The 22171-nt window shown below is 33.9% G+C and carries 14 protein-coding genes; 3 read left to right on the top strand and 11 right to left on the bottom strand.

Features of this window, described 5'->3' with window-relative positions; all coding sequences use genetic code 11:
* Positions 1–158 precede the first annotated feature (158 nt).
* The 7 genes from ACEN2F_RS00895 to ACEN2F_RS00865 all read right to left on the bottom strand — a co-directional run bounded on the left by ACEN2F_RS00895 (position 159) and on the right by ACEN2F_RS00865 (position 13134).
* The gene (locus ACEN2F_RS00895; protein WP_441735915.1) at positions 159–2906 is read right to left on the bottom strand and encodes an aminopeptidase; all 2748 of its coding nucleotides are present in this window, start codon (positions 2904–2906) and stop codon (positions 159–161) included.
* Positions 2907–3085: 179 nt separating this feature from the next.
* Positions 3086–3814, bottom strand: coding sequence for a TIGR00730 family Rossman fold protein (locus ACEN2F_RS00890; RefSeq protein ID WP_441734839.1), 729 nt, complete (start codon positions 3812–3814; stop codon positions 3086–3088).
* Between the two features lie 117 nt (positions 3815–3931).
* Positions 3932–6763 carry an excinuclease ABC subunit UvrA gene (uvrA, locus tag ACEN2F_RS00885; RefSeq protein ID WP_441734837.1) on the bottom strand — a complete coding sequence of 944 codons (2832 nt, stop codon included), beginning with the start codon at positions 6761–6763 and terminating at the stop codon, positions 3932–3934.
* A gap of 84 nt (positions 6764–6847) precedes the next feature.
* Positions 6848–8632: a chloride channel protein gene (locus tag ACEN2F_RS00880; protein ID WP_441734834.1), complete on the bottom strand. Its 1785-nt coding sequence runs from the start codon at positions 8630–8632 to the stop codon at positions 6848–6850.
* Between the two features lie 534 nt (positions 8633–9166).
* A complete protein-coding gene (gene ggt / locus ACEN2F_RS00875; RefSeq protein WP_441734831.1) occupies positions 9167–10852 on the bottom strand; it encodes a gamma-glutamyltransferase in 1686 nt (561 codons plus the stop codon).
* A gap of 15 nt (positions 10853–10867) precedes the next feature.
* A complete protein-coding gene (gene ggt, locus ACEN2F_RS00870) occupies positions 10868–12553 on the bottom strand; it encodes a gamma-glutamyltransferase (RefSeq protein WP_441734829.1) in 1686 nt (561 codons plus the stop codon).
* The gene (locus tag ACEN2F_RS00865) at positions 12550–13134 is read right to left on the bottom strand and encodes an ACP phosphodiesterase (RefSeq protein ID WP_441734827.1); all 585 of its coding nucleotides are present in this window, start codon (positions 13132–13134) and stop codon (positions 12550–12552) included. Before ACEN2F_RS00865 ends, ggt (ACEN2F_RS00870) begins: the two co-directional genes overlap by 4 nt.
* Positions 13135–13253: 119 nt before the next feature.
* Between ACEN2F_RS00865 and glmM the strand changes: the two genes are divergently transcribed.
* Entirely contained in the window at positions 13254–14642 is a 1389-nt protein-coding gene (glmM, locus tag ACEN2F_RS00860) for a phosphoglucosamine mutase (RefSeq protein ID WP_441734825.1), read from the top strand.
* A 78-nt stretch (positions 14643–14720) separates the two neighbouring features.
* On the opposite strand, the gene ACEN2F_RS00855 is transcribed toward glmM, so the two are convergent.
* The 3 genes from ACEN2F_RS00855 to ACEN2F_RS00845 all read right to left on the bottom strand — a co-directional run bounded on the left by ACEN2F_RS00855 (position 14721) and on the right by ACEN2F_RS00845 (position 18733).
* The gene (locus tag ACEN2F_RS00855; RefSeq protein WP_441734823.1) at positions 14721–17255 is read right to left on the bottom strand and encodes a TonB-dependent receptor domain-containing protein; all 2535 of its coding nucleotides are present in this window, start codon (positions 17253–17255) and stop codon (positions 14721–14723) included.
* Complete coding sequence (locus tag ACEN2F_RS00850) at positions 17242–18156, bottom strand: FecR family protein (RefSeq protein ID WP_441734820.1); 915 nt, start codon at positions 18154–18156, stop codon at positions 17242–17244. The genes ACEN2F_RS00855 and ACEN2F_RS00850 overlap by 14 nt, the downstream gene beginning before the upstream one ends.
* 61 nt (positions 18157–18217) lie before the next feature.
* Complete coding sequence (locus ACEN2F_RS00845; RefSeq protein WP_441734818.1) at positions 18218–18733, bottom strand: RNA polymerase sigma factor; 516 nt, start codon at positions 18731–18733, stop codon at positions 18218–18220.
* Between the two features lie 259 nt (positions 18734–18992).
* Here ACEN2F_RS00845 and ACEN2F_RS00840 point away from each other — a divergent pair, with 259 nt between their 5' ends.
* Positions 18993–20036: a hypothetical protein gene (locus ACEN2F_RS00840; protein WP_441734815.1), complete on the top strand. Its 1044-nt coding sequence runs from the start codon at positions 18993–18995 to the stop codon at positions 20034–20036.
* A 98-nt stretch (positions 20037–20134) separates the two neighbouring features.
* Positions 20135–20908: a membrane metalloprotease gene (locus tag ACEN2F_RS00835; protein WP_441734813.1), complete on the top strand. Its 774-nt coding sequence runs from the start codon at positions 20135–20137 to the stop codon at positions 20906–20908.
* Positions 20909–21266: 358 nt separating this feature from the next.
* Here the strand turns inward: ACEN2F_RS00835 and ACEN2F_RS00830 are convergent, their stop codons facing one another.
* On the bottom strand, positions 21267–22163 hold the full coding sequence (locus ACEN2F_RS00830; RefSeq protein WP_441734810.1) for a hypothetical protein: 897 nt from the start codon (positions 22161–22163) through the stop codon (positions 21267–21269).
* Positions 22164–22171: the final 8 nt, after the last annotated feature.

The raw sequence follows: 22171 nt of genomic DNA, 5'->3' as shown, positions 1-22171 counted from the left end.
ATTTACTTAAAAACTAACTAGATTCATAATTCATTGAAATAAATAAAATTAAATTATTGTACTTTATTCGAATAAAAACATCTCTATTTTTTTAGTATATATAATTTTAAAATCAATTTACTGACAATAGTTTAATTAATAATGAAAATCATTTTGAATTAGAACCATTTTCGATTAAAAAGATTGATTAATGTTTTGGGCGAAAAAGTAACTATAAACCGCACTTTTTCATTATAATTTTTTTCTCCTATTTCCCATCCATTTGTTGAATATATTGGAAAATAAAGTTCAAAATAGTCAGTAACTAAATTCAGCCGAATACCACTATCGTATACAAAACGCTCCTTTATTCCTTTATTTTGAATGAATCCTAAATCGCCATACACTTCAATCCAGTTCCATATACTGTAACTGGCATTCAAACTGCTAATCCATCGATTGGCAAAAGGAGTTTTTATTTTTGATTTAAAGCCACCTTCAGCCGCTATATATTGTTGACTAAATAGTCCGCTGTTTTCAGATCTTCCTAAATAATTATAATCAAAAAGATAATCAGTAGGTCGATCGAGGGCGAAACTAAAAAAATCAGATTGGGTTTTATTGTATAAAAAAGTACCTGCATAAAAGCGTAAGTTGATCTGCCTGTTGTTTTCAAAGAGTTTTCGATATTCAATTTCTCCCGTAATTTTTCCAAATTTTCCTGAAAGTTGTAAATCTGAAATGAAATTAAAATGATTGGTTACCTCTGTTTTGGTATTGATATATCGTGCATCAAAGACGGAATAATTTGTGGGAGAATTATCTAAAACCAAGGCGCTTTTTTCCTTATTGACGATCACTTGTCTTACTAAAATGAGCTGTTTTCTATTGTCTCTAAAATTAGATTCTCTAATTCGTAATTGAATCATTGGATTTAATTTCAAATAAGTCGCGTCTTCAGCATAATGAAAGTAGGAGCCGCTTACAGAATATTTAGCGTTATAAAGCGTACTATTTCTGAAATTCTGGTTGGCTACAAAGTAAGCTGATCCCGATAAATTATCAGATTTAGTAGAGTATGACGGATTAATATCAAAAATAAACGGCTTGTCTAAAATAGTTTTATTATGCAACCGTATTCCCGGTGTAAGACCGTCATAAAGATTGTATGCTATTGAGGGAACGTACAAAACTTGATTGTAATACGGATCTTCTAAATCTTTCATGAACACAAACTTTACTGGCCGATTATTAGGAAAAAAACCGCTTAGTTTCTTCCAGTTATTCCTTAAATTATATTCCGGGACTTCATTTTTTAAATTCAAGATAATCTTATCCGCATTGTTTCTTGCAATCGTAAAACTACTGTCACATTCTTGAATATCCAGCCATTGCTTAAATACGATTTCTCCTTTATTTGTGCCATAAACCGGAATGGGAATGGCCGCTCCAGTTTTATTTCGCACTGAAAAAGTGATACTGTCTTTAGTTTTCGTTACATCAGAAAATTTATAGTCTATGATATCTCTGGAATTAATGATAGTATTAAAAAACCAATTGATATCTTTTTTTGCATTCGTTTTTAATAGCATCTCAAAATCATTTCTGGAAACCTGTTGGATCTGATTTTGAATATAAAATTGACGAATACTTGTTATGACAGCCTCATTTTGCAAATAATCATCCAGAAAACGAATGCTTAAACCCGCACGATATTTACTTGCAATTTGCTCGTTAAATTTAATCAAAGTGTTTTTTGGATCTCCAAGCGGTTGATCGAGATTTTTTCTAGCCATTAGCATATAAAAATAACTGTATTGCTCATTGAAGCTAATATTAGTTAAATTAAAACTTTTTAGCAGTCTTATATTTGAAGCACTTCCTAACATTTTAGTTTGTGGGTAATTTTCGTCAATGTATTTCATCATTGCAAAGACTTGAATTCCATCATAAATCCAATTGTCTTTTCGGGGATCAAGGTGCAAGCTGGTTTTTAAATACTCGTTTATATATGTTTTTAAAAATTTGATTTCATAAATAAAATCATCGGGAAACGGACTAATAAAAGAGGGGAGTTGGTTTAGTCCATAAAAAGGATTTCTTTCATAATCAGCTTGTGAAATAATAATGTGATCATGAGGATATTTTCCAATTAAATTACTAGTAAAATTCACAATTTTATCTACTATAATCGCTTTTTTTATAGGCTCTAAAGTGTTGCTTTTTAAATCAGTAAATACCTCAACAGAACTATTTGTATAACTTTCAAAACTTGATTTGGGTTCAATGATCAAGCTAAATACAGCTCTGTTATTGCCAGATAATTGGTAGTTGGTAAAAGTCTCATTAGAGCTTGTTTTAGTACTTTTTAAATCTGAAGTAAGCTCAAAATCTAAAGGAATTTTAAGATCGATAGTCAAATTGGTAGCAGCATTGGCACAATCATCTAAATTTGTATTGCTGTAAGCGGTAAAGGCATGGTTTTCAAATCGGGCAGGAGTAAGATACCAGTCTTTTAGGTTATATTTTCCATTGCTACTGTAGCCATATTTAGTAAATTTATCGCTTGGTATTTTCGAAATATAAGTGAGTTGGAATCTGATTTCTTGATTAGGAAGCAGTTTACTGGGCAATTGAACCACTATATAATCAGGGTTTTTCTCTGTTCGTTGCCAAGACAAAAATAATTGATTTTCGTCACGAATAATCAAATTCAACGTACTGCCTCGTTCTTCTTCTTTGGCTAAATGAAAACCTCTGTAAAATTCATCCGAAAACCGCTTAGCCAGAGGAGTATTTTTGTTGGAATATGCATTATTCCAGTCATTCAAAACAATAGAGGTTAACGTATCCTCTGATTGGTTTATAAAAGTAATTTCTTGCTTTATATTTAAAGTTTTAGCAGCCGGATTCAATTCTACTTTCAAATTAGAATGATGCTGTGCCTGTTGTTTTATCGAAATTAATAAAACAAAAACACAAAATGTTATTTTAAGGTTTGATTTCAATTTCCGTATTAATTTATTAAAAAATAAATATACTTAATATATGATAAAATTATAACTTAAAATTAAACAAAAAAAGCTGTTTTGAGACAGCTTCTTTTTTAAAAATTTGGTGATAAATTATATTTTTTATAAAATGCGTTCAAAACATCAACTACTTCATCCTCAGTATCTACAATTTTGATTAAATTTAAATCTTCAGCACTTATTGTATGCTCTTTTTCAACCAAAACCGTTTTGATCCAATGAAGTAACCCAGACCAAAAACTGGTACCAACCAATATTATAGGAAATCTAGCTATTTTTTTTGTTTGAATTAGCGTTATCGCCTCAAACAATTCATCTAAAGTTCCAAAGCCGCCCGGCATTACTACAAAACCTTGGGAATATTTGACAAACATCACTTTTCGAACAAAGAAATAATCAAAATTCAGGTTTTTATCACTGTCAATATACGGGTTAAAATGTTGCTCAAAAGGCAGCTCAATATTCAATCCTACTGACGTTCCACCACCCAGATGTGCGCCTTTATTACCTGCCTCCATTATTCCGGGACCACCGCCAGTAATCACACCATAACCGGCTTTGCTGATTTTATAGGCAATTTTTTCAGCAAGTAAATAATATTGATCATCGGGTTTCGTTCTAGCCGATCCAAAAATGGTCACACACGGACCTATACGTCCCATACTTTCATAACCGTTGACAAATTCGGCCATAATTTTAAAAATCGCCCAACTATCATTAGTTCTAATCTCGTTCCAAGTCTTTCTCTTCAATCGATCTTGGATTACTTTATCTTCATCATTATCAAAATCTTCTAATCTCATGTTTTTTGTTTTAATTCTTGTTTTTTGGAGCTTTTTCCAGCTATTCGTTACAATCTTATAAGCCGAACCCCGGCTTATAAGGATTTTTACTGCTATCTGGGCTAGGCATTTTATATTTTAAAGCAGTTCTTTTTTCAAAAAAGGAGCTGTATAACTTTTTTTGTTTTTTGCAACTTCTTCGGGAGTTCCTTTAGCCACAAGCTGTCCGCCGCCTTTTCCGCCTTCAGGACCAATGTCTATAATATAATCGGCTAGTTTGATCACATCCATGTTGTGCTCAATAATCAATATCGTATTGCCTTTGTCAACCAGTTTATTGATTACTTCCATCAAGACTCTGATGTCTTCAAAATGCAATCCGGTTGTAGGTTCGTCTAGAATATAAAACGTATTTCCAGTATCTTTTTTTGATAATTCTCCAGCTAGTTTAATTCTCTGAGCTTCACCACCGGAAAGAGTGGTACTTTGTTGACCAAGAGTAATATAGCCCAAACCTACATCCTGGATGGTTTTTACTTTTCTGTAAATTTTAGGAATCATTTCAAAAAATGGAACCGATTCATCCACAGTCATATTCAATACATCCGAAATAGATTTTCCTTTGTATCTAATTTCTAATGTTTCTCTGTTAAAGCGTTTCCCTTGACAGGTTTCACACTCAACATACACATCAGGCAAAAAGTTCATTTCAATTGTGCGCACCCCAGAACCTTGGCAGGTTTCGCAGCGTCCGCCTTTGACATTAAAACTAAATCGTCCTGCTTTATATCCCCGAATTTTACTTTCAGAAGTCATCGTAAATAGATTTCTTATTTCCGTAAAAACTTCCGTGTAAGTGGCTGGGTTGCTCCGTGGCGTTCTACCAATAGGGCTTTGGTCAATAGCAATTACTTTATCAATATGTTCTAATCCCTCAATTTTTTTGTACGGCTTTGGTTTTTTGACACCATTAAAATAATACGCATTCAAAATAGGGTAGAGCGTTTCATTAATTAATGTAGATTTTCCGCTTCCTGAAACTCCGGTCACACAAATCATTTTACCCAAAGGCAAATCGATAGTGACATTTTTTAGGTTATTTCCTGTTGCTCCCGTTAGTTTTAGAAATTTTCCGTTTCCCTCTCTACGTTTTTCGGGAATATCTAATTTCATCTTCCCATTGAGGTATTGTGCCGTAATAGTGTCTGAGGCCATTGTTTCTGCCGGCGTTCCAATACTAATAATTTCTCCTCCAAATTTCCCTGCCTTTGGACCAATGTCAATTACATAATCTGCGCGTTCAATCATGTCTTTATCATGCTCCACTACAATTACGGAGTTCCCAAGATCTCGCAACTGCTCCAGAGAATGAATCAATTTGTCGTTATCTCTTTGGTGTAAACCAATACTCGGTTCATCCAAAATATATAAAACACCCACCAATTGTGAACCAATTTGAGTGGCCAATCGAATGCGTTGTGCTTCGCCACCAGAAAGGGATTTAGAGCTTCGGCTTAAAGCCAAATAATCCAAGCCCACATTCATCAGGAAGGCCAATCGATCTTTAATTTCTTTGATAACTTCTGATGCAATAATTTTTTGTTTAGCAGATAAATGATTTTCTAAATCGTTAAACCAAACGGTTAGATCCGAAATATCCATATCGCATAATTCTGTACTGTTTTTTTCATTGATTTTAAAAAACATTGCTTCTTTTTTCAGGCGGGAACCTTCACAAACAGGACATTTAATTTCGTCCATAAATTCCTTTGCCCAGCGTTTTATGCTTGTAGAACCACTTTCATCGTATTGGTTTTTGATAAAATGGGAGATGCCTTCAAAATCAATTTTGTATTCTCTTGCTACGCCTAAATCTTTTGAGTTAATGGTGAATTTTTCTTTCCCACCATTCAAAATCATTTCCATTGCTTCCGGCGGGATTGTTCCCACAGCATCTGTCAATTTAAAACTATATTTCTCTCCTATAATTTCTAATTGTTTAAAAATCCAAGATGATTTATATTCGCCCAAAGGCGCAAAACCACCAGATTTTATAGATAATTTAGGATTTGGAATAATCTTTTTAGTATTGATTTCGTTTACGGTTCCCAAGCCATTGCAATGATCACAAGCACCTTTTGGAGAATTGAACGAAAATAAATTTGGTTCTGGATTTTGGTACGAAATTCCAGTAGTTGGGCACATCAAATTTCGGCTAAAAAAACGTACCTCATTAGAGTCCTGATCCAGAATCATCAGTACATTCTCTCCGTGATGCATCGCTGTATTTATACTTTCGCTTAATCGTTTTTCATTATCAGGAGTGTCTTCTATAACCATACGGTCCACAACGATTTCGATATCGTGGGTTTTATAACGGTCTAACTTCATTCCTAAAGTTATATCCAGCACATCGCCATTTACTCTAACTTTAAGGAAACCTTGCTTAGCAATTTGCTGGAAAAGTTCAGCGTAATGTCCTTTTCGTGCCCGAATTACAGGCGCTAAAATATTGATTCGTTTGCCCGTAAAATCCTGAATTATCAAATCCTTGATTTGCTCATCAGAATAAGAAACCATTTTTTCGCCAGTATTGTAACTGTAGGCGTCAGCAGCACGCGCATACAGCAAACGAAGGAAATCATATATTTCAGTAATGGTTCCTACCGTAGAACGGGGGCTTTTGCTTGTGGTTTTTTGCTCAATGGCAATCACTGGCGAAAGGCCGTCAATTTTATCCACATCAGGGCGCTCTAATCCGCCCAGAAATTGACGCGCATAAGCAGAAAATGTTTCTACATAACGGCGTTGTCCTTCGGCATAAATAGTATCAAAAGCTAATGAGGATTTTCCGGAACCGGAAAGTCCAGTAATTACAACTAGTTTTTCCCGAGGAATGGAAACGTCTATATTTTTTAAGTTGTGAACGCGAGCGCCTTGGACTTCAATAGTATTGTTGGTATCTAACATAATTTTTTGCAAAAAAGCAAAGTTACTATTTTGATTTATTCTTTCGATACAACAGTTTAGAAGTTTATGTTAAAAAGAAAGAGATTATTCAATCGTCATTGATTTCAATTTGGTTCTGTATGCTTCTAGCGCGGTTGATTTAGAAATAAAACCATAATATTTATCATTTTTGAGTACTGGTAAAAAGGCCATTTTAGATTTCTCAAATTTATTCATGACTAGTTCCATACTATCGTCTGGTGTCACTATTGCTGGAGGTTGCAACATAATGTCTTTGACTAATGTGTACTTCACTCGGTAGGCATTAAATATTATTTCCCGAATGGTGTTAAAATGTACTATTCCCAACATCTGATTTTCGGTTCCCACAACAGCAAAAATTACTTGATTGGAATGTGAAATCAAATCTACTAATTTTTCTAAATTTTCGTTAGGTGTAATGGTTAAGTAATCCGTTTGAATGATAGAATTTGTTTCTAACGTTGATAATACATTAGTGTCTTTATTACTAGTAAAAGCATGTCCCTTTTGTATCAGATTTTTTACATCCATCGAATGTTTTTCAAAACGCTTTGAAATTGCAAAACTTATAGAAGAGACAATCATTAGCGGAATCATTAAGTTGTACCCTCCGGTAATTTCAGCTATTAAGAAAATTGCAGTTAAGGGCGCATGAAACAAGCCGCTCAATATTCCAGCCATTCCTACTAGAGTAAAATTGCTAATCGGGAGCTTCGTTAATCCAATTAAATTTAAAAACTTAGCAAAGAAAAATCCAACATACGATCCCAAAAACAAAGAAGGAGCGAAGTTACCTCCGTTTCCACCACTACTTAAAGTAAGACCTGTAGCAAAAACCTTTACCATCATGGTCAAACCAACAAATACTAAAAGAGCCCAACTATTATTTCGGAAATCACTAAATAATGTGTTTTCTAATAATTTCCCAGGATCATTTTCTGATAATGTTTTAATACTTTCATATCCTTCCCCAAATAATGTTGGAAAAATAAAAATAAGAACAGCTAAAATAGAAGATCCAAACAATGCTTTTTTATAAGGAGATAGTTTTAGTTGACTAAAATAATGTTCGATCCTTTGAAAATTTCGGGAATAGTAAACTGAAATGAATCCAGTAAGCACTCCTAAAAGAACGTAGAAAATAATATTTTCATAATCAAAACTTTGTTGTTGTTTGAAAGACAACAAAATGGCTTCATCTAAAGCTATTACAGAAACAATGGTGCCTGTTGCTGCTGCGATCATTATAGGCGTAAAAGCTGCGATACTTACATCTACTAATAGCACCTCAATGGCAAATAAAACACCAGCAATTGGTGCATTGAACGCGGCTGCAATTCCGGCGGCTACTCCACATCCTATTAATAACGTTCGGTCTTTATAACTTAATTTATATTTTTGAGCATAATTAGAACCAAAAGCAGCTCCTGTAATAACAATCGGACTTTCTAAACCTGCTGAACCTCCTAATCCTACTGTTAAGGAACTGGTAAGAATTTGAGCATACATTTGTTTTTTTGGAATAATACTTGCTTTTTTGGCTACGGCATATAAAATTTGTGAAGTTCCTTTTTGAATGCTTCCTCCCAAAACTCTTTTGACAACAAAAACAGTAAGTAAAATACCAATTATGGGTAAAATACTATTAATAAATCCTAGTTTTAAAATACCACTTACATAGGTGGCAAAAGAAAATACCCAATGTGCAAAAGTTTTCAAAACGATTACCGCAAATGCTGATGATATACCTACTAAAATCGCAGATAAAAATATAAATTGTTTAGGAGTCAGCAAGGACTGAGCAACAGCAATGATTATTTCTAATTTGGCAATTAACTTTTTGAACATTATAAATTTTTAAATAGAATGTAAAACTACTAATATTTTAATCTTTACGCCTTTTTTTTAAAGCTTCTTTTTTGTTTGAGGATTGTAAATCCCTATTTATTACTACTTTTTTTATCCTTTCAGAATTGAATTTTGTACATTTTTAGATCAATAATCAGGTTGTTTTTCTTGTTTAAGCAATAAGAATAAAACAATCATAAGGTCATTTAAGGTTTAATTCTTATATGACTTATATGTTTAATATTATTTCAGTCACTTTTTAGTACGACATTAAATAGGTCCAACTACTTATAATAATCATAAGGTCATTTAAGGTTTAATTCTTATATGACTTATATGTTAAATAGTATTTCACTTCTTTTTTAGTATGACATTAAATAGGTCCAACTACTAATATCCCAATTTTAAAAAAAATTAGAAATAATCGAATATGAAAACATAAACCTCAAATTGATTGCTTAAATTTCTGTTCTCTTTCTTCTATTCCCTTTTTCTTCTTTGCTCTTTATTCTTTATTCGAATCTCTCAGGTCTCCTAAAACCCAACCGCTTTATCATCTCCTCGAAAATCTGCGCCACCTTCGAGTTTTTTATTTGGTAAAATCAAAATAGCATCTACTTTTCCTATTACTGGTGTTGTTTTCTCGTTGATAAGATATCCTTTTGATTTTAAGTTTTCGAAGGTTTTAGTATTAAATGTATTCGGTTCAAAAGTGATTAAATCCGGTAACCATTGATGGTGAAAACGAGGTACATTTACAGCTTCTTGCATACTGAAATTGTATTCATAAACATTTAATATCGTTTGTAATACGGAAGTGATTATTGTAGAACCGCCCGGAGAACCGACAACCATTAATAATTTTCCGTTTTTCTCTACAATAGTTGGGGTCATTGAACTTAACATTCGTTTTTGAGGTGCAATACTGTTGGCTTCATTTCCCACTAATCCAAACATATTGGGTACGCCAGGTTTGGCACTGAAATCATCCATTTCATTATTAAGGAAAAAACCCAATTCATCACAATAATATTTAGAACCATAACCATCGTTTAATGTTGTAGTTGACGAAACGGCATTGCCAAATTGATCCACAATAGAATAATGTGTTGTTTCTGTACTTTCATTATACGTTACTTTTCCTTCTTTTATATCTGATGATAAAGTGGCTTTTTCAAAACTAAAATTTGACATTCTTTGTTCCAAATAATCGTCTGCCATTAATGCTTTTAACGGGATTTTTACAAAATCTGGATCGCCTAGATAATAACTTCTGTCTGCGTAAGCTCTTCTTTCTGCTTCTACAATAACTTGAATGGCTTCGGTTGAATTATGTCCCATTTTAGCTAGGTCAAAAGGTTCAATCATTTTGAATATTTCAGCCAGACATATTCCGCCACTACTTGGTGGAGGCATAGAGATTATCTTTAAATCTTTGTAATCAAAAGTAAGCGGCGTTCGCCATTTGGCTTCATATTTGGCCAAATCTTCCAAACTGATTATAGCTCCTTTTTCCTGAAGGTATTTGACTAATATTTTAGCGGTTTCTCCTTTGTAAAATTCATCTCTGCCATTTTTTGAAATTCTTTTTAGTGTAGCTGCCAGTGCAGGATATTTTATTATGTCATTTTCTTTAAATGCTGTTGCAAATAATGTTTTGTTGCCATTTACTTTTATGATTTTGTCTCGATAAGCAGCCAATCGGTCTTCTTGTTTTTTGGTAACATTAACCCCTTTTTCGGCTAATGCAATTACGGGTTTCAGAATTTCTTCAATCGGTAAAGAACCCAATTTTTCATGAACTGCAAAAACACCAGCAATTGTTCCGGGAACTCCAATAGCCAGCGGAGATTCGGTACTTTTCCCTTTTATAACATTTCCTTTTTCGTCCAGAAACATATCTTTTGTTGCTGCTAAAGGTGCTTTTTCTCGGTAATCCAAAGTGCCTATTTCGCCATTCGCTTTTCGGTACACCATGAAACCACCACCGCCTAGATTTCCTGCAAATGGATAGGCTACAGCCAAAGCCAACTCGGTACCCACCATCGCATCAAAAGCATTTCCGCCTTTTTTCATGATTTCAACGCCAATTTTTGAAGCTTCTTCACGTGCAGAAACGACCATCGCCTGACTTGCAACTTCCCCTGTGGGCTGTATCATGTTTTGTTGGGTTTTACAACCAATAGACAAAACACTTAATAGAATAATAATTTTTTTCATTCGAAATTGTTTAATTTAAAAACCAACGGCTTTATTATCCCCTCTTTTATCTGCGCCGCCCTCTAATTTTCCATTTGAAAGAACCAAAACAGCATCTACCGCACCAATGATTTCTTTGTTATTTTCATTGATGATATATCCTTTTTTCTTCAAATTGTTTAATAATATTGTATCGAAAGAATTCGGTTCAAAAGTAATTTCATCGGGTAGCCATTGATGATGAAAACGGGGAGCATTTACCGCGTCTTGCATGCTCATATCAAATTCATACACATTCAATATGGTTTGTAATACCGATGTAATAATGGTGGAACCTCCTGGCGTACCTACAACCATGAACAGTTTATTGTCTTTTTCTACAATCGTGGGTGTCATGGAACTCAACATTCTCTTTCCGGGAGCAATGCTGTTGGCTTCACTTCCAGTTAATCCGTATAAGTTTGGAACTCCAGGTTTGGCACTGAAATCGTCCATTTGATTATTCAAAAAGAAACCCAATTCGTCACAATATATCTTAGAACCGTAATTATCATTTAAAGTAGTTGTTGCCGAAACTGCATTTCCTTGTGAATCTACAATGGAATAATGCGTGGTTTGATTGCTTTCATATCCTTTGATTTCCCCATGGGCAATATCCGACGATTTAGAAGCTTGATTAAACGAAAAATCATTCATTCTTTTTTCTAAATAAGATGGACTTATTAATTCTTTCATTGGAAGTTTTACAAAATCTGGATCACCCAAGAAATAATTCCTGTCAGCGTATGCTCTTCGTTCTGCTTCTGTAAGTACCTGAATCGTTTTTACGCTGTTGTGTCCCATTTGGGAAAGGTCATAAGGTTCAATCATTTTCATGATCTGATTTAAACAAATACCGCCACTGCTGGGAGGAGACATCGAAGTGATTTTTAAATTTTTATACTGAAAAGTAATTGGAGTTCGCCACTTGGCATTATAACTGTTTAAATCTTCAATTGTGGCATTTCCCCCTTTTTTAGCCAGAAAAGCAACTAATTTTTGAGCCGTTTCCCCTTTGTAAAACTCATCTCGACCATTTTTCGCAATGCGTTTTAATGTTGCTGCTAAAGCGGTATATTTTATAGTGTCATTTTCTTTATATGCTTTGGAAAACAAACTATTCTTACCATTACTTTTAATAAAAGAAGCTCTATAAAAAGCCAAACTTTCGGCTTGAAATTTAGTGACAACAACTCCTCTTTCTGCCAAGGCAATTACGGGTTTCAGAATTTCACTGATGGGTAAAGAACCATATTTTTTATGTACTTCAAATATTCCTGCAATCGTACCCGGAATTCCTAAAGCTAATGCTGTTGCGGTACTTTTTCCTTCGATTACATTTCCTTTTTTGTCTAAGAATATGTCTTTTGTGGCTGCTAAAGGTGCTTTTTCTCTGTAATCGATAGTTCCAGTTTCGCCATTGGCTTTCCTGAAAACCATGAAGCCGCCACCACCAATATTTCCTGCCTGTGGATGCGAAACCGCCAAAGCCAGTTCCGTGGCAACCATTGCATCAAAAGCATTTCCGCCTTTTTTCATGATTTCAACTCCAATTTTTGAAGCTTCTTCACGGGCTGAAACGACCATCGCTTTTGAAGTTACTAAGCCAGTTGGTTCTACCGTTTTTTCATTCGATTTACAACCTAAAACGGCAAAGACAAGTAGGAAAATTATTTTTTTCATAAAGTGGTTATTTTAGTATTGGAATGTGTGATTAATTCCTCGAAAAATTCGCTGAAATGATCTTCGAATTCTGCATAATAGTCAGATAGTTCATTAGTGGCAAAACGCATTTTAGATTCATTTTTGGTTCGTTGATCCATTTGTGTCAAAATTTGATTAATTCCGTCCACTGTTTGATAGCTTACTAACCAATTTTGCTCAATCATGTAGGGCATCATCCCGATGGTTCGTTCCGAAAGAACAGTAGTATTATCGTGTAGGGATTGATAAAATCGTGCTACAAAATGGTCTAGTTCTTCATCGGAATACGTATTCCAGTTTTTAGCCAAAAAATGATCGTAAAAAACATCTACGATTACACCTGCATAATGATGGTATTTTTCATGCAGTTTTTTAGTGCTTTTTCTGAAAATGGGATGCGCATCAGTAAATGTGTCAATGGAGCGATGCAGAATGATTCCTTTTTGAATTTCCAAAGGATAACTTTCAAAATGTTTCCCCCGAATACCATCGGCCATAAAATTACCAATTTTTATTAAATCATTGTCACCGGAAAGATAGATGTGTGCTAAAAAATTCATTCGCCTAATTTAGGGATTTAAATGATGAATTTTGAATTCTAAATGACTTTTATAAACCATCAATTATTATATTTGTGATCAATTTAAAATTTATAATTCAAAAATTAAAATAATAATCAATGACTTTAATAAAATCAATATCAGGAATTCGTGGAACAATAGGAGGTAAAGTTGGAGATAACCTAACACCTGTTGATGCAGTTAAATTTGCTTCGGCGTATGGAACTTGGTTGAAAAAATATATAGGAAAAGATAAAATTACTGTTGTTGTAGGTCGTGATGCCCGTATTTCGGGACCAATGATTCACAATTTGGTGGTAAATACTCTAATTGGTTTAGGAATTGACGTGATTGATTTGGGGCTTTCGACAACACCAACTGTTGAAGTAGCTGTTCCTCTTGAAAAAGCCGAAGGAGGTATTATCCTTACCGCTTCTCACAATCCAAAACAATGGAATGCCTTGAAATTATTAAACGAAAAAGGAGAATTCCTAAATGGTGCAGAAGGCTTGAAAATTCTCGAAATTGCGGAGGCGGAAGCTTTCGACTTTTCAGATGTTGATGATTTGGGAGCCATTATGATTAACGATGCGTACATGGATATTCATATTGATGAAGTATTGAACTTACCTCTGGTAGATGTTGATGCAGTAAAAGCGGCTAAATTTAAAGTGGTTGTTGATGGTGTAAACTCTTCGGGTGGAATAATTATCCCAAGATTATTAAAATTAATGGGCGTTGAAGTAATCGAATTATATTGCGAACCAAACGGACATTTTCCTCATAATCCAGAACCTTTAAAAGAACATTTGACTGATATTTCAGAATTGGTAGTAAAAGAAAAAGCTGATTTAGGAATCGTTGTGGATCCTGATGTGGATCGTTTGGCTTTCATTTGCGAAGATGGTGAAATGTTTGGTGAAGAATATACTTTGGTGGCTTGCGCCGATTATGTTTTGAGCAGAACACCGGGAAATACGGTTTCGAATATGTCGTCTTCTCGCGCGTTGCGTGATGTAACCAACTTACATAAAGGAAGCTATGAAGCCAGTGCTGTAGGTGAGGTGAATGTAGTAGAATTGATGAAAAAGAATAATGCCGTGATTGGTGGTGAAGGTAATGGCGGAATCATTTATCCGGAATTGCATTACGGTCGCGACAGTTTGGTAGGCGTGGCTTTATTTTTAACACATTTGGCCAACAAAAAAATGACGGTTTCTGCTTTGCGTGCTTCATATCCGGAATATTACATGAGCAAAAACAAAATTGAATTGACACCACAAATTGATGTTGATGCAATTCTTGTTGCCATGACGGAGCAATACAAAAATGAAGATATTACAACTATAGACGGTGTGAAAATTGACTTTGCAGAAAATTGGGTTCATTTAAGAAAATCGAATACGGAGCCAATTATTCGCATTTACACTGAAGCAGCTTCTCAGGAAAAAGCAGATGCTTTGGCACTTCGAATCATTGATGAAATAAAAGCGATAGCTGGAATATAATCCTATATTTCACATAAAACAAAACCCTTTCAAAACAGCATTTGAAAGGGTTTTGTTTTACAACACTTTTTTTAGGTATTAAAAATTCACTCTAAAACTTAAATTTGGTGTTAATCCAAGTGATTTATTATCTACTTGAATGGCATCGTTCGAGTCATTTGAATTGACTTTGTAATACCTATTTATAGCATTATCTTGATTGGTAGCGTTAATTACACCGGCAGTAAAGGATGCTTTAATTGATTCTGAAAGATTGAAATTATAATTTAAAGAAGCATCTAAACGCATAAAATTATCGAGGTTTTCACTGTTTGGAGAATCATAGTTTACCATAGTATTATTTCCGTTTTGAACAGTTTCGTTACCTTCAAGTGGTTTTGTATAAGGCTGACCATTTCTCCAAATACCACCAACTGCTATTTTTAGATTTTTAACAATATTGTAATAAAAACCAATTGATACAGAATGTCTTATATCTACATTATTAGGAAAAGTGGAAGGTGTAAAAGTATCAAATTCATAGTCGTTTATACTAAATGTGTAACTTGCCCAAACGCTATATTGACGCGCAGTTTTATTGGCCAAAAACTCAAAACCTTTGGCGGTATAACTTCCATTTGCGTTGTTAAACTGAAAATTGTTGTAAAAACCCTGATTAGAAGCCGTAATGCCGTCAACAATTTTATAAAAACCTGTGGCCTCAATATTTAGTTTGTCTTTGTTGAATTCCACACCAAACGAGCCTTGTTTACTTGTTGCAATCGGGATATCTTGATTGTTTACTAGAACCCAGCGTCTTTTTTCGACACCAAGGAAATCATCTTCAAAATCGATTATTTGTGCGGTGGTTTGATTTTTAAATTCCCCTTCTAATTTTAAAGCAAATTGATCTGATAATTTTTGGCGGATATTTATTCTTGGTTCTATCAAAAGTTTATCGAATTTCTGAAAATAATTTAGACGTACGCCAACTCTTAAATAGGTATTTGAGTTGTTGTATTGCGCTTCCGAAAATAGAGAGTGATTTAACAGCACATCCTTTTTGGTCCGTTCATAAGACGGAGCACTAACGGTAGTTTCGTTTAACATTCCGGTTTCATTAAATTGGTACCCAGATAAAATGCTCAGTTTTGTGTTCACTTTATATTGAGTATTAAGTTTTACACCAGTTTCCAGAACTTCATTGGCCTCTGTTAGTCTCTGATCAGTTTCTACTCTATAATCAGTAGCGTCTATATTGTATTTTGAGAAGTAGGTAATCAAGTTTGTACTCCATTTTGGGGTCCATTGTGCTTTCCAGTTTCCGCCGTAACCAATATTATTTTGAGAAAGCGTACTTGCTTTGGTTTCGGTATTGTTCGTATTAGCATTGCTCTCAGAATAGCCTAAAGCATTATTTATCCCAATAATATTCGCCCGAAATTGGTGTTTTTCATTTAAATCAAAAAGTAATTTAGCTGTAAAATCATAAAAGTAAAAATCAGAGCTGGTATTTTTATCGGAACTATCGGAATTGATTTCGCTGTCCTGAAAACTTCTTTCAAAATAATTAGTATAGGTTGGTGTATTGAAAACATCCGTAATAGAACGGCGACCTGATAGGTGAAGTTCCAAGTCTTTGGCTAGTGGAATAGCAAGAAATGCATCGGTGCTAATAAGATTAATGCCCGCTCCACCTGAAAATTTATTAGTAACCGCGTCTTTTGTTTGCATATTGATAGTACTCGAAACTCCGTCACTGAACTCGGCACTGGTCCCGTTTTTACTCACGGTAACTTTTTCAGTAAGGTTGGGATTGTAAGCAGATATTAACCCAAAGAAATGACCGGAATGGTACATTTTGATATTATCCCAAATGACAAGATTTTGATCGTTAGTTCCACCGCGAACATTGATGTTTGCAATGCTTTCATTGGTACTTTCAATACCGGGAAGTATTTGTATGGATTGTAAAATATCAGGTTCGATAAGTCCCGGTAGAATCCCGAATTTTTTAGTGTTTAGGACAGTACTTCCATCTAGGTATTTTTGTAATCCGGGCGTCAAATAAACATTTATCAGGACCTGATTTAACTCCTCGTTTTTTGTGGAAAGAACTATTTCTTCGCAATTTTTTTGTACTGAAAACAATTCGTTAGCTAAGACCTGTTTGGATTCAAAACCCAAATAGGAAATGGTCAGCGTTGCATAAATCGGAATATTTTGTAAAGTAAATGTACCGTTTTTATCAGTTATTGTACTGCTTCCGCTGTTATTTACAAGTACTGAAGCACCTGCTAAACGAGATTGTTTTTTATCGGAAAAAACAACTCCACAAATAGACATGGTTTTGTTAAGTGCAGAAACGGTAACATATCGCTTGTCTAAAGCTTTGAAGTTTAGTAGCGTTTCCGCATTTAAATAATCAATTGTTTCTTGTAATGTAAAAGAAGTATTTGGTTTGTTAATTTCAATAGTGGCTACATCCTCAACGGCATACGAAAACTTAATATTAAATTGTTTTTCAATGGAAATAATAACGACACTTAAAGGTGTTTTTTTAACTATATTTTGTCCGTAACAAATACTTCCAAAACAAAGCATTAGAGAAATCATCCATTTATTTAGCACCATAGTTGTACAGTATTATGGTTTTGTCTTCAATCTTGTAACTTAATTTAAGCGGAATTGTAACTGCCTGAAGTGCTATTTCTTTGTTAGTATGTGTAAAACTTCCAGTAAATAGTTTTGAAGTATCCACCTCTTTCACTTTAATTTTTATATCATATTGTCGCTCTAATTCTGCTATAACCTGGTTTAAAGGTATATTATTAAAGCTCGATTCCTCTTGAATCCACGAGGGGTTTTGGCTAGTAAAATCGTCAACATTTTCTATAATGCCATTTACAATTCGGAACGTATTTCCAGGAGGTAATTTAATAGTTTCATTATTATATGTTACGCTAACCAAGCCTTCGTAACAATTGACTTCAAAATAGTTTTGGCGTTCTTTGACATTAAATTGTGTCCCTAAAACGGTAACGATTCCCGCAGTTGTGTTCACACTGAAGGTTTGTCCTTTCTGAACTTTGAAGTAAGCTTCACCTTCTAAAGTTAGAGCGCGTTTATCAGCCCATTTTTTTTTGTTAAAACTTAATTTAGACGCAGCGTTTAAGATCACTTCAGAATCATCAGGAAGCAAGATGGTTTTTGTTTGTGCTATTTGGGTTTCAAAAGTTTCGATAGTATTAAAAAACAAGAAATAAGCAGAGGTTAACATAACAGCTAGAACTGCGGCAACTCTGTAGAATGCCTTGAAGTTTAAAGTTCTTACTTTTGGCTTCTTTTTTGAATGTTTTCGGGTATTGAAAGCTTCCAAAGCTGCGTTGGCATCTACTTTTGGAGTTTCCAATTGTGATGCATAATGAGCAATTTTTTCAAGTGTTTGCAAATCATCAGATCGTTTTAAATCATCAATTTCTGTACTTGAAAGCTCCTTATTTAACCATTTTAATATCTCTTTTTCGTTTTTCATTTTAGATCTATATGTTTATAAGACAACTAACTTTCTAATTACCCTACAGCTAAATGATTACTTATATATTCTCTATTTGGGCTCTTAATATTTGTAGCGCTCCAGACATTCTTTTTTCTACTGTTTTTTGAGAAATATCAAGTAAATCAGCTATTTCTCGGTACTTTTTTCCGTCTATTCGATTCAATAAAAACACTTCTCTTTGCACTTCACTTAATGATGCAATTGCTTTTGTAAGTTTTTGTTTGAATTCTTCTTCTTCTAATAAATATTCAGGACTTTGATTATTTGTATCTACGTTAGGTGCATCTTTGGCATATTGTAAAACCACTTTTTGATGCTTGATCGTATTTAGAAATAAATTATTAATGCTGGTAAACAAATACGTTTTGACTTTGCTAAAATCAATGTTGGCACAATTCTCCCAAATTTTGGTAAACGCATCTTGAACTAAATCTAAGGCAGCTTCAGCATTGCCACATTTGTAGTATGCAAAATTAGTTGCTGATTGTACTTGCTTTAAGTAAAAGTCACTAAAGTGCTTTTCTTCGCAAAGTGTACTTTTTTCGTCGTCCATTTAGAAGGATTCAATTTTTTGTAGATCGTAAATGTAATTTTTTTTTTAAACAGCAGTTGCGTTAAATAGAATTGATTTTTTTTAGCCGATAATTTTAATCTGTAACAAATTGTTTAATAGTTGCTTATGTTTTTATTTAGATAATTATTTATTTATTTTTAAAAATAGAGTAGGGTACAAAGTTTTATAGTTGTCTTACTAACAGAAAGGCGTTAAAAACAGCGCTTTTACAAACAAAAAATATTTAAATTTGAACGTTATGAAAAAATTAAAAACGATTACAGGAATTGCATTATTGGCGCTATTCGGTTTTGCATCTTGCCAAAGTGAAGTGGATAACGAGGAAGGTCAAAATCCAAATACTAATGCTGCCAACTCAACTACAGCAAATAATCTGAAACGTACTTCGATGTATGATGGATCATCTGATGATTTTTTAGATGGCACTTCCTGCTCTTCTATTATATTGCCGGCTTCCGCCAAAGTAAATGGGATTCAGGTTACTCTATTTAGTCAGCTTGATTATCAACAAGTAATCAGTATTTTAGGGCAGTATAATAACGATCAAGATGCTGTAACATTACAATTTCCTTTAAAAGTTAAATTAAGTAATTACACAGAAGTGAATGTCAGCAATCAAACGGAGTATAATGCTATTGTTAATGCCTGTACTTCAGCACAATCATCTGGTCAAAATGCAATTTCTTCAGTAAATATCAGTTTTCCAATTACTATTTTGACCTATAATTTAAGTTTACAACAAACCGACAGCGTGGTCATTACATCCGAAGAGCAATTATATAAGTATATGACTAATATCAGCAGTACTGAATTGTTTTCAGTAAATTATCCGATGTCAGTTACAACCAGTGATGGCACCAGAACTACAATTTCTAGTGATACTGAATTGCAGGCTACTATTGAAGCATCTCTTAAAACAGAAGCAACTAAAGATGAAGCCGCTCAAAATTCAAAAAAATTGGAGACAATATTGGTTAACGGTAAATTTAAAGTTGAATCATTTGTAAGTTCGGGTGTAAATTCAGCAACTACCTACAAAGATTTTACTGTAGATTTTGCAAATGATTGGAGTGTAAAAGCAGTTAATAATTTAAATACAACTGTAAATGGCACATATGCAGTAAGCTCACAAGTAGATGTTTTACTAAAACTAAAATTTTCAGGCAATGCAGCGTTCAGTTTGTTGAATAATGATTGGAAGGTAACTTCTTTTAGTGCAACAACTATATCATTGCAAAGTTCAACCAATGCAGCAGCAACATTAGTATTGAAACAAATATAAAGCAGGCTTTTTAATTAGGTCTGATTTTTATAATTCTAAAAAACAGCTGTCTTTTAGGCAGCTGTTTTTAATAATAAAGTAAATACAAATAGATAATAATGAAAAAAGTAATTGTAATCCTGTGCATAGGTTTTGTCTTATTCGCATCCTGTTCAAAAGAAGAAGATTTAACAGAAGCCATACAGACTGTTAACCCAGTAACAAACAAACAGCCAACGGGTAGTTCTTCAAACGATATATTATCGGATAAAAAGTTTAAAAGCATGGTTGTCGAAGTGGTTTATGTAGCCGGTTTTGAGCCAACCAGCACTTCAATAAATAATTTTGTATCTTTTCTGGAAGCAAGAGCGCATAAACCTAATGGGATTAATATTGTTTTGAGATCAATCCCTTCGCCAGGGAATTCTCCATATACTAATGAGGAAATTGTGGCTATTGAAGACGCAAATCGTACAAAATACAACACCTCAGACGAAATAGCCGTTTGGGCCTTTTTTGCAGATGGGGCATCAGCAAATAATACAAGTACAGGAGTTGTTTTAGGAACGGCTTACAGGAATACTTCATTTGTTATTTATGAACAAACAATTCAAGGACTCAGTAACAGTCCATTTAAACCCAACAGAAGCGTATTAGAAACAACCGTAATCACCCATGAATTTGGGCATATTTTTGGTTTAACAAATCTAGGAACAGCCTTACAAAGCGATCATGAAGATGGGGAACATCCAAAGCATTGTAATGTGAATACCTGTTTAATGTTTTGGTCTGCAGAGACAGGTAGCGGTATCGAAGGCATGGTTTCAGGTGGATCAGCTCCTCAATTGGACGCTCAATGTATTGCAGACCTTAGGGCAAATGGAGGAAAATAAAAGATTATATTCAAAAATAATAGTGATCCTTTTTAGTATAATTCACAAGGCAACTCTTTTTGTAGGAGCAAAAGAAGGCATGTAAACTAGTGGTCGTATAATTAGATGATGTAATATCAGAACAACAATGTTGTTTTTAGTTAGGTTTTTATAGAGATTGCGCGATTAGCGAAAGTTTTTCTTTTCAACTTGAATCAATTTTGGAAGAGGATTTAAAAAGAATTCTGGTAATAGTTCAAGAGTGCGTTATCACTTAGATCTAGGAGATTTATAATTCTAAATAATTTAAAAAAGAATGCTTAATAAATTTTTTTGGGCATTCTTTCTGTTTTTCCAAAGATAAATAAGTAATTTATTTTTAGAAAGAGACTTTGTAAATTATTCCAGCAGTGAATCCCCGAGTTAGTCCATCAGGGCGAACCTCTCGAATTACAAACGGTGTGGCCAGCGATATTTCGATGCTGTTTTTAGTATTAATGGCATACGCGCCAATTATGTTTCCGTTAATGGTCAATCCATCAGAGTTTTTTATCGTTTCTCTTTGTCCAAAAGCATTCTCGAAACTATCTTCTCCTAAGTGATAAATAAATAAAACATTGGGTTTAAAAGTGAATTTTTTATTAGCGGTTTGAAACGTATATGTGGTTCGAAACAAAGCATCTGATTTTCTTTCGAATAAATTAGTAGAAGGAAAATCATCTGTATTAGAAAATTCCTTGAAATACGAATTTTTATTGTTATTGAAAACAGGAATTTGAACGGCCGTATTAAAATCCCATTTTTTATAGTTAAGATTCAATCCTGCAATTAAATCAAATGTTCCCAAACTGGATTGGTAATCCAAAGGAAGTGAAAACTCATTTATTTTAAGATTTGAACTCGTAAAAGGGATTTTGAAACCTAAAAGTGAACTCCATTGTGTATGCGATTTTGGTTTCCAATTGTAATTTCCTATCAAATAAGCATCACCAAAAGCGCCTCGCTGACCAAAGCTTCCACTAGCAACGGAATAGGTAATTTTAGAACTTAATGATAATCTTTCGTTTATAGTTCTGGTGTAAGTTAAGTACGGTGAAATATAAGTAACATCAGCTTCGCCTGTGCCAAAAATAGTTCCTGCTTCAATTCCATTTTTTGATTCTTTATCTGTAGTTTGGAAACTGTTTCCGATGGAACAAATTCCAGCATCGCTACATCCTTGTGCAAAGGAATTAGAAAACATTCCGATAGCGATTATTAGCAGTAGTTTTTTCATAAATCAGA

The organism is Flavobacterium sp. W20_MBD1_R3, from assembly GCF_052119725.1.
GTDB lineage: Bacteria > Bacteroidota > Bacteroidia > Flavobacteriales > Flavobacteriaceae > Flavobacterium.
Note: the sequence above shows the minus strand (reverse complement) of the source record. Positions and strands in the feature narration are given on the sequence as shown.

Bases quoted from the DNA above. Each gene is read 5' to 3' on its own strand.
- ACEN2F_RS00890 (WP_441734839.1), bottom strand. From the start codon at position 3,814: ATGAGATTAGAAGATTTTGATAATGATGAAGATAAAGTAATCCAAGAT.
- uvrA (WP_441734837.1), bottom strand. From the start codon at position 6,763: ATGTTAGATACCAACAATACTATTGAAGTCCAAGGCGCTCGCGTTCAC.
- ACEN2F_RS00880 (WP_441734834.1), bottom strand. From the start codon at position 8,632: ATGTTCAAAAAGTTAATTGCCAAATTAGAAATAATCATTGCTGTTGCT.
- ggt (WP_441734831.1), bottom strand. From the start codon at position 10,852: ATGAAAAAAATTATTATTCTATTAAGTGTTTTGTCTATTGGTTGTAAA.
- ggt (WP_441734829.1), bottom strand. From the start codon at position 12,553: ATGAAAAAAATAATTTTCCTACTTGTCTTTGCCGTTTTAGGTTGTAAA.
- ACEN2F_RS00865 (WP_441734827.1), bottom strand. From the start codon at position 13,134: ATGAATTTTTTAGCACACATCTATCTTTCCGGTGACAATGATTTAATA.
- glmM (WP_441734825.1), top strand. From the start codon at position 13,254: ATGACTTTAATAAAATCAATATCAGGAATTCGTGGAACAATAGGAGGT.
- ACEN2F_RS00855 (WP_441734823.1), bottom strand. From the start codon at position 17,255: ATGGTGCTAAATAAATGGATGATTTCTCTAATGCTTTGTTTTGGAAGT.
- ACEN2F_RS00850 (WP_441734820.1), bottom strand. From the start codon at position 18,156: ATGAAAAACGAAAAAGAGATATTAAAATGGTTAAATAAGGAGCTTTCA.
- ACEN2F_RS00845 (WP_441734818.1), bottom strand. From the start codon at position 18,733: ATGGACGACGAAAAAAGTACACTTTGCGAAGAAAAGCACTTTAGTGAC.
- ACEN2F_RS00840 (WP_441734815.1), top strand. From the start codon at position 18,993: ATGAAAAAATTAAAAACGATTACAGGAATTGCATTATTGGCGCTATTC.
- ACEN2F_RS00835 (WP_441734813.1), top strand. From the start codon at position 20,135: ATGAAAAAAGTAATTGTAATCCTGTGCATAGGTTTTGTCTTATTCGCA.
- ACEN2F_RS00830 (WP_441734810.1), bottom strand. From the start codon at position 22,163: ATGAAAAAACTACTGCTAATAATCGCTATCGGAATGTTTTCTAATTCC.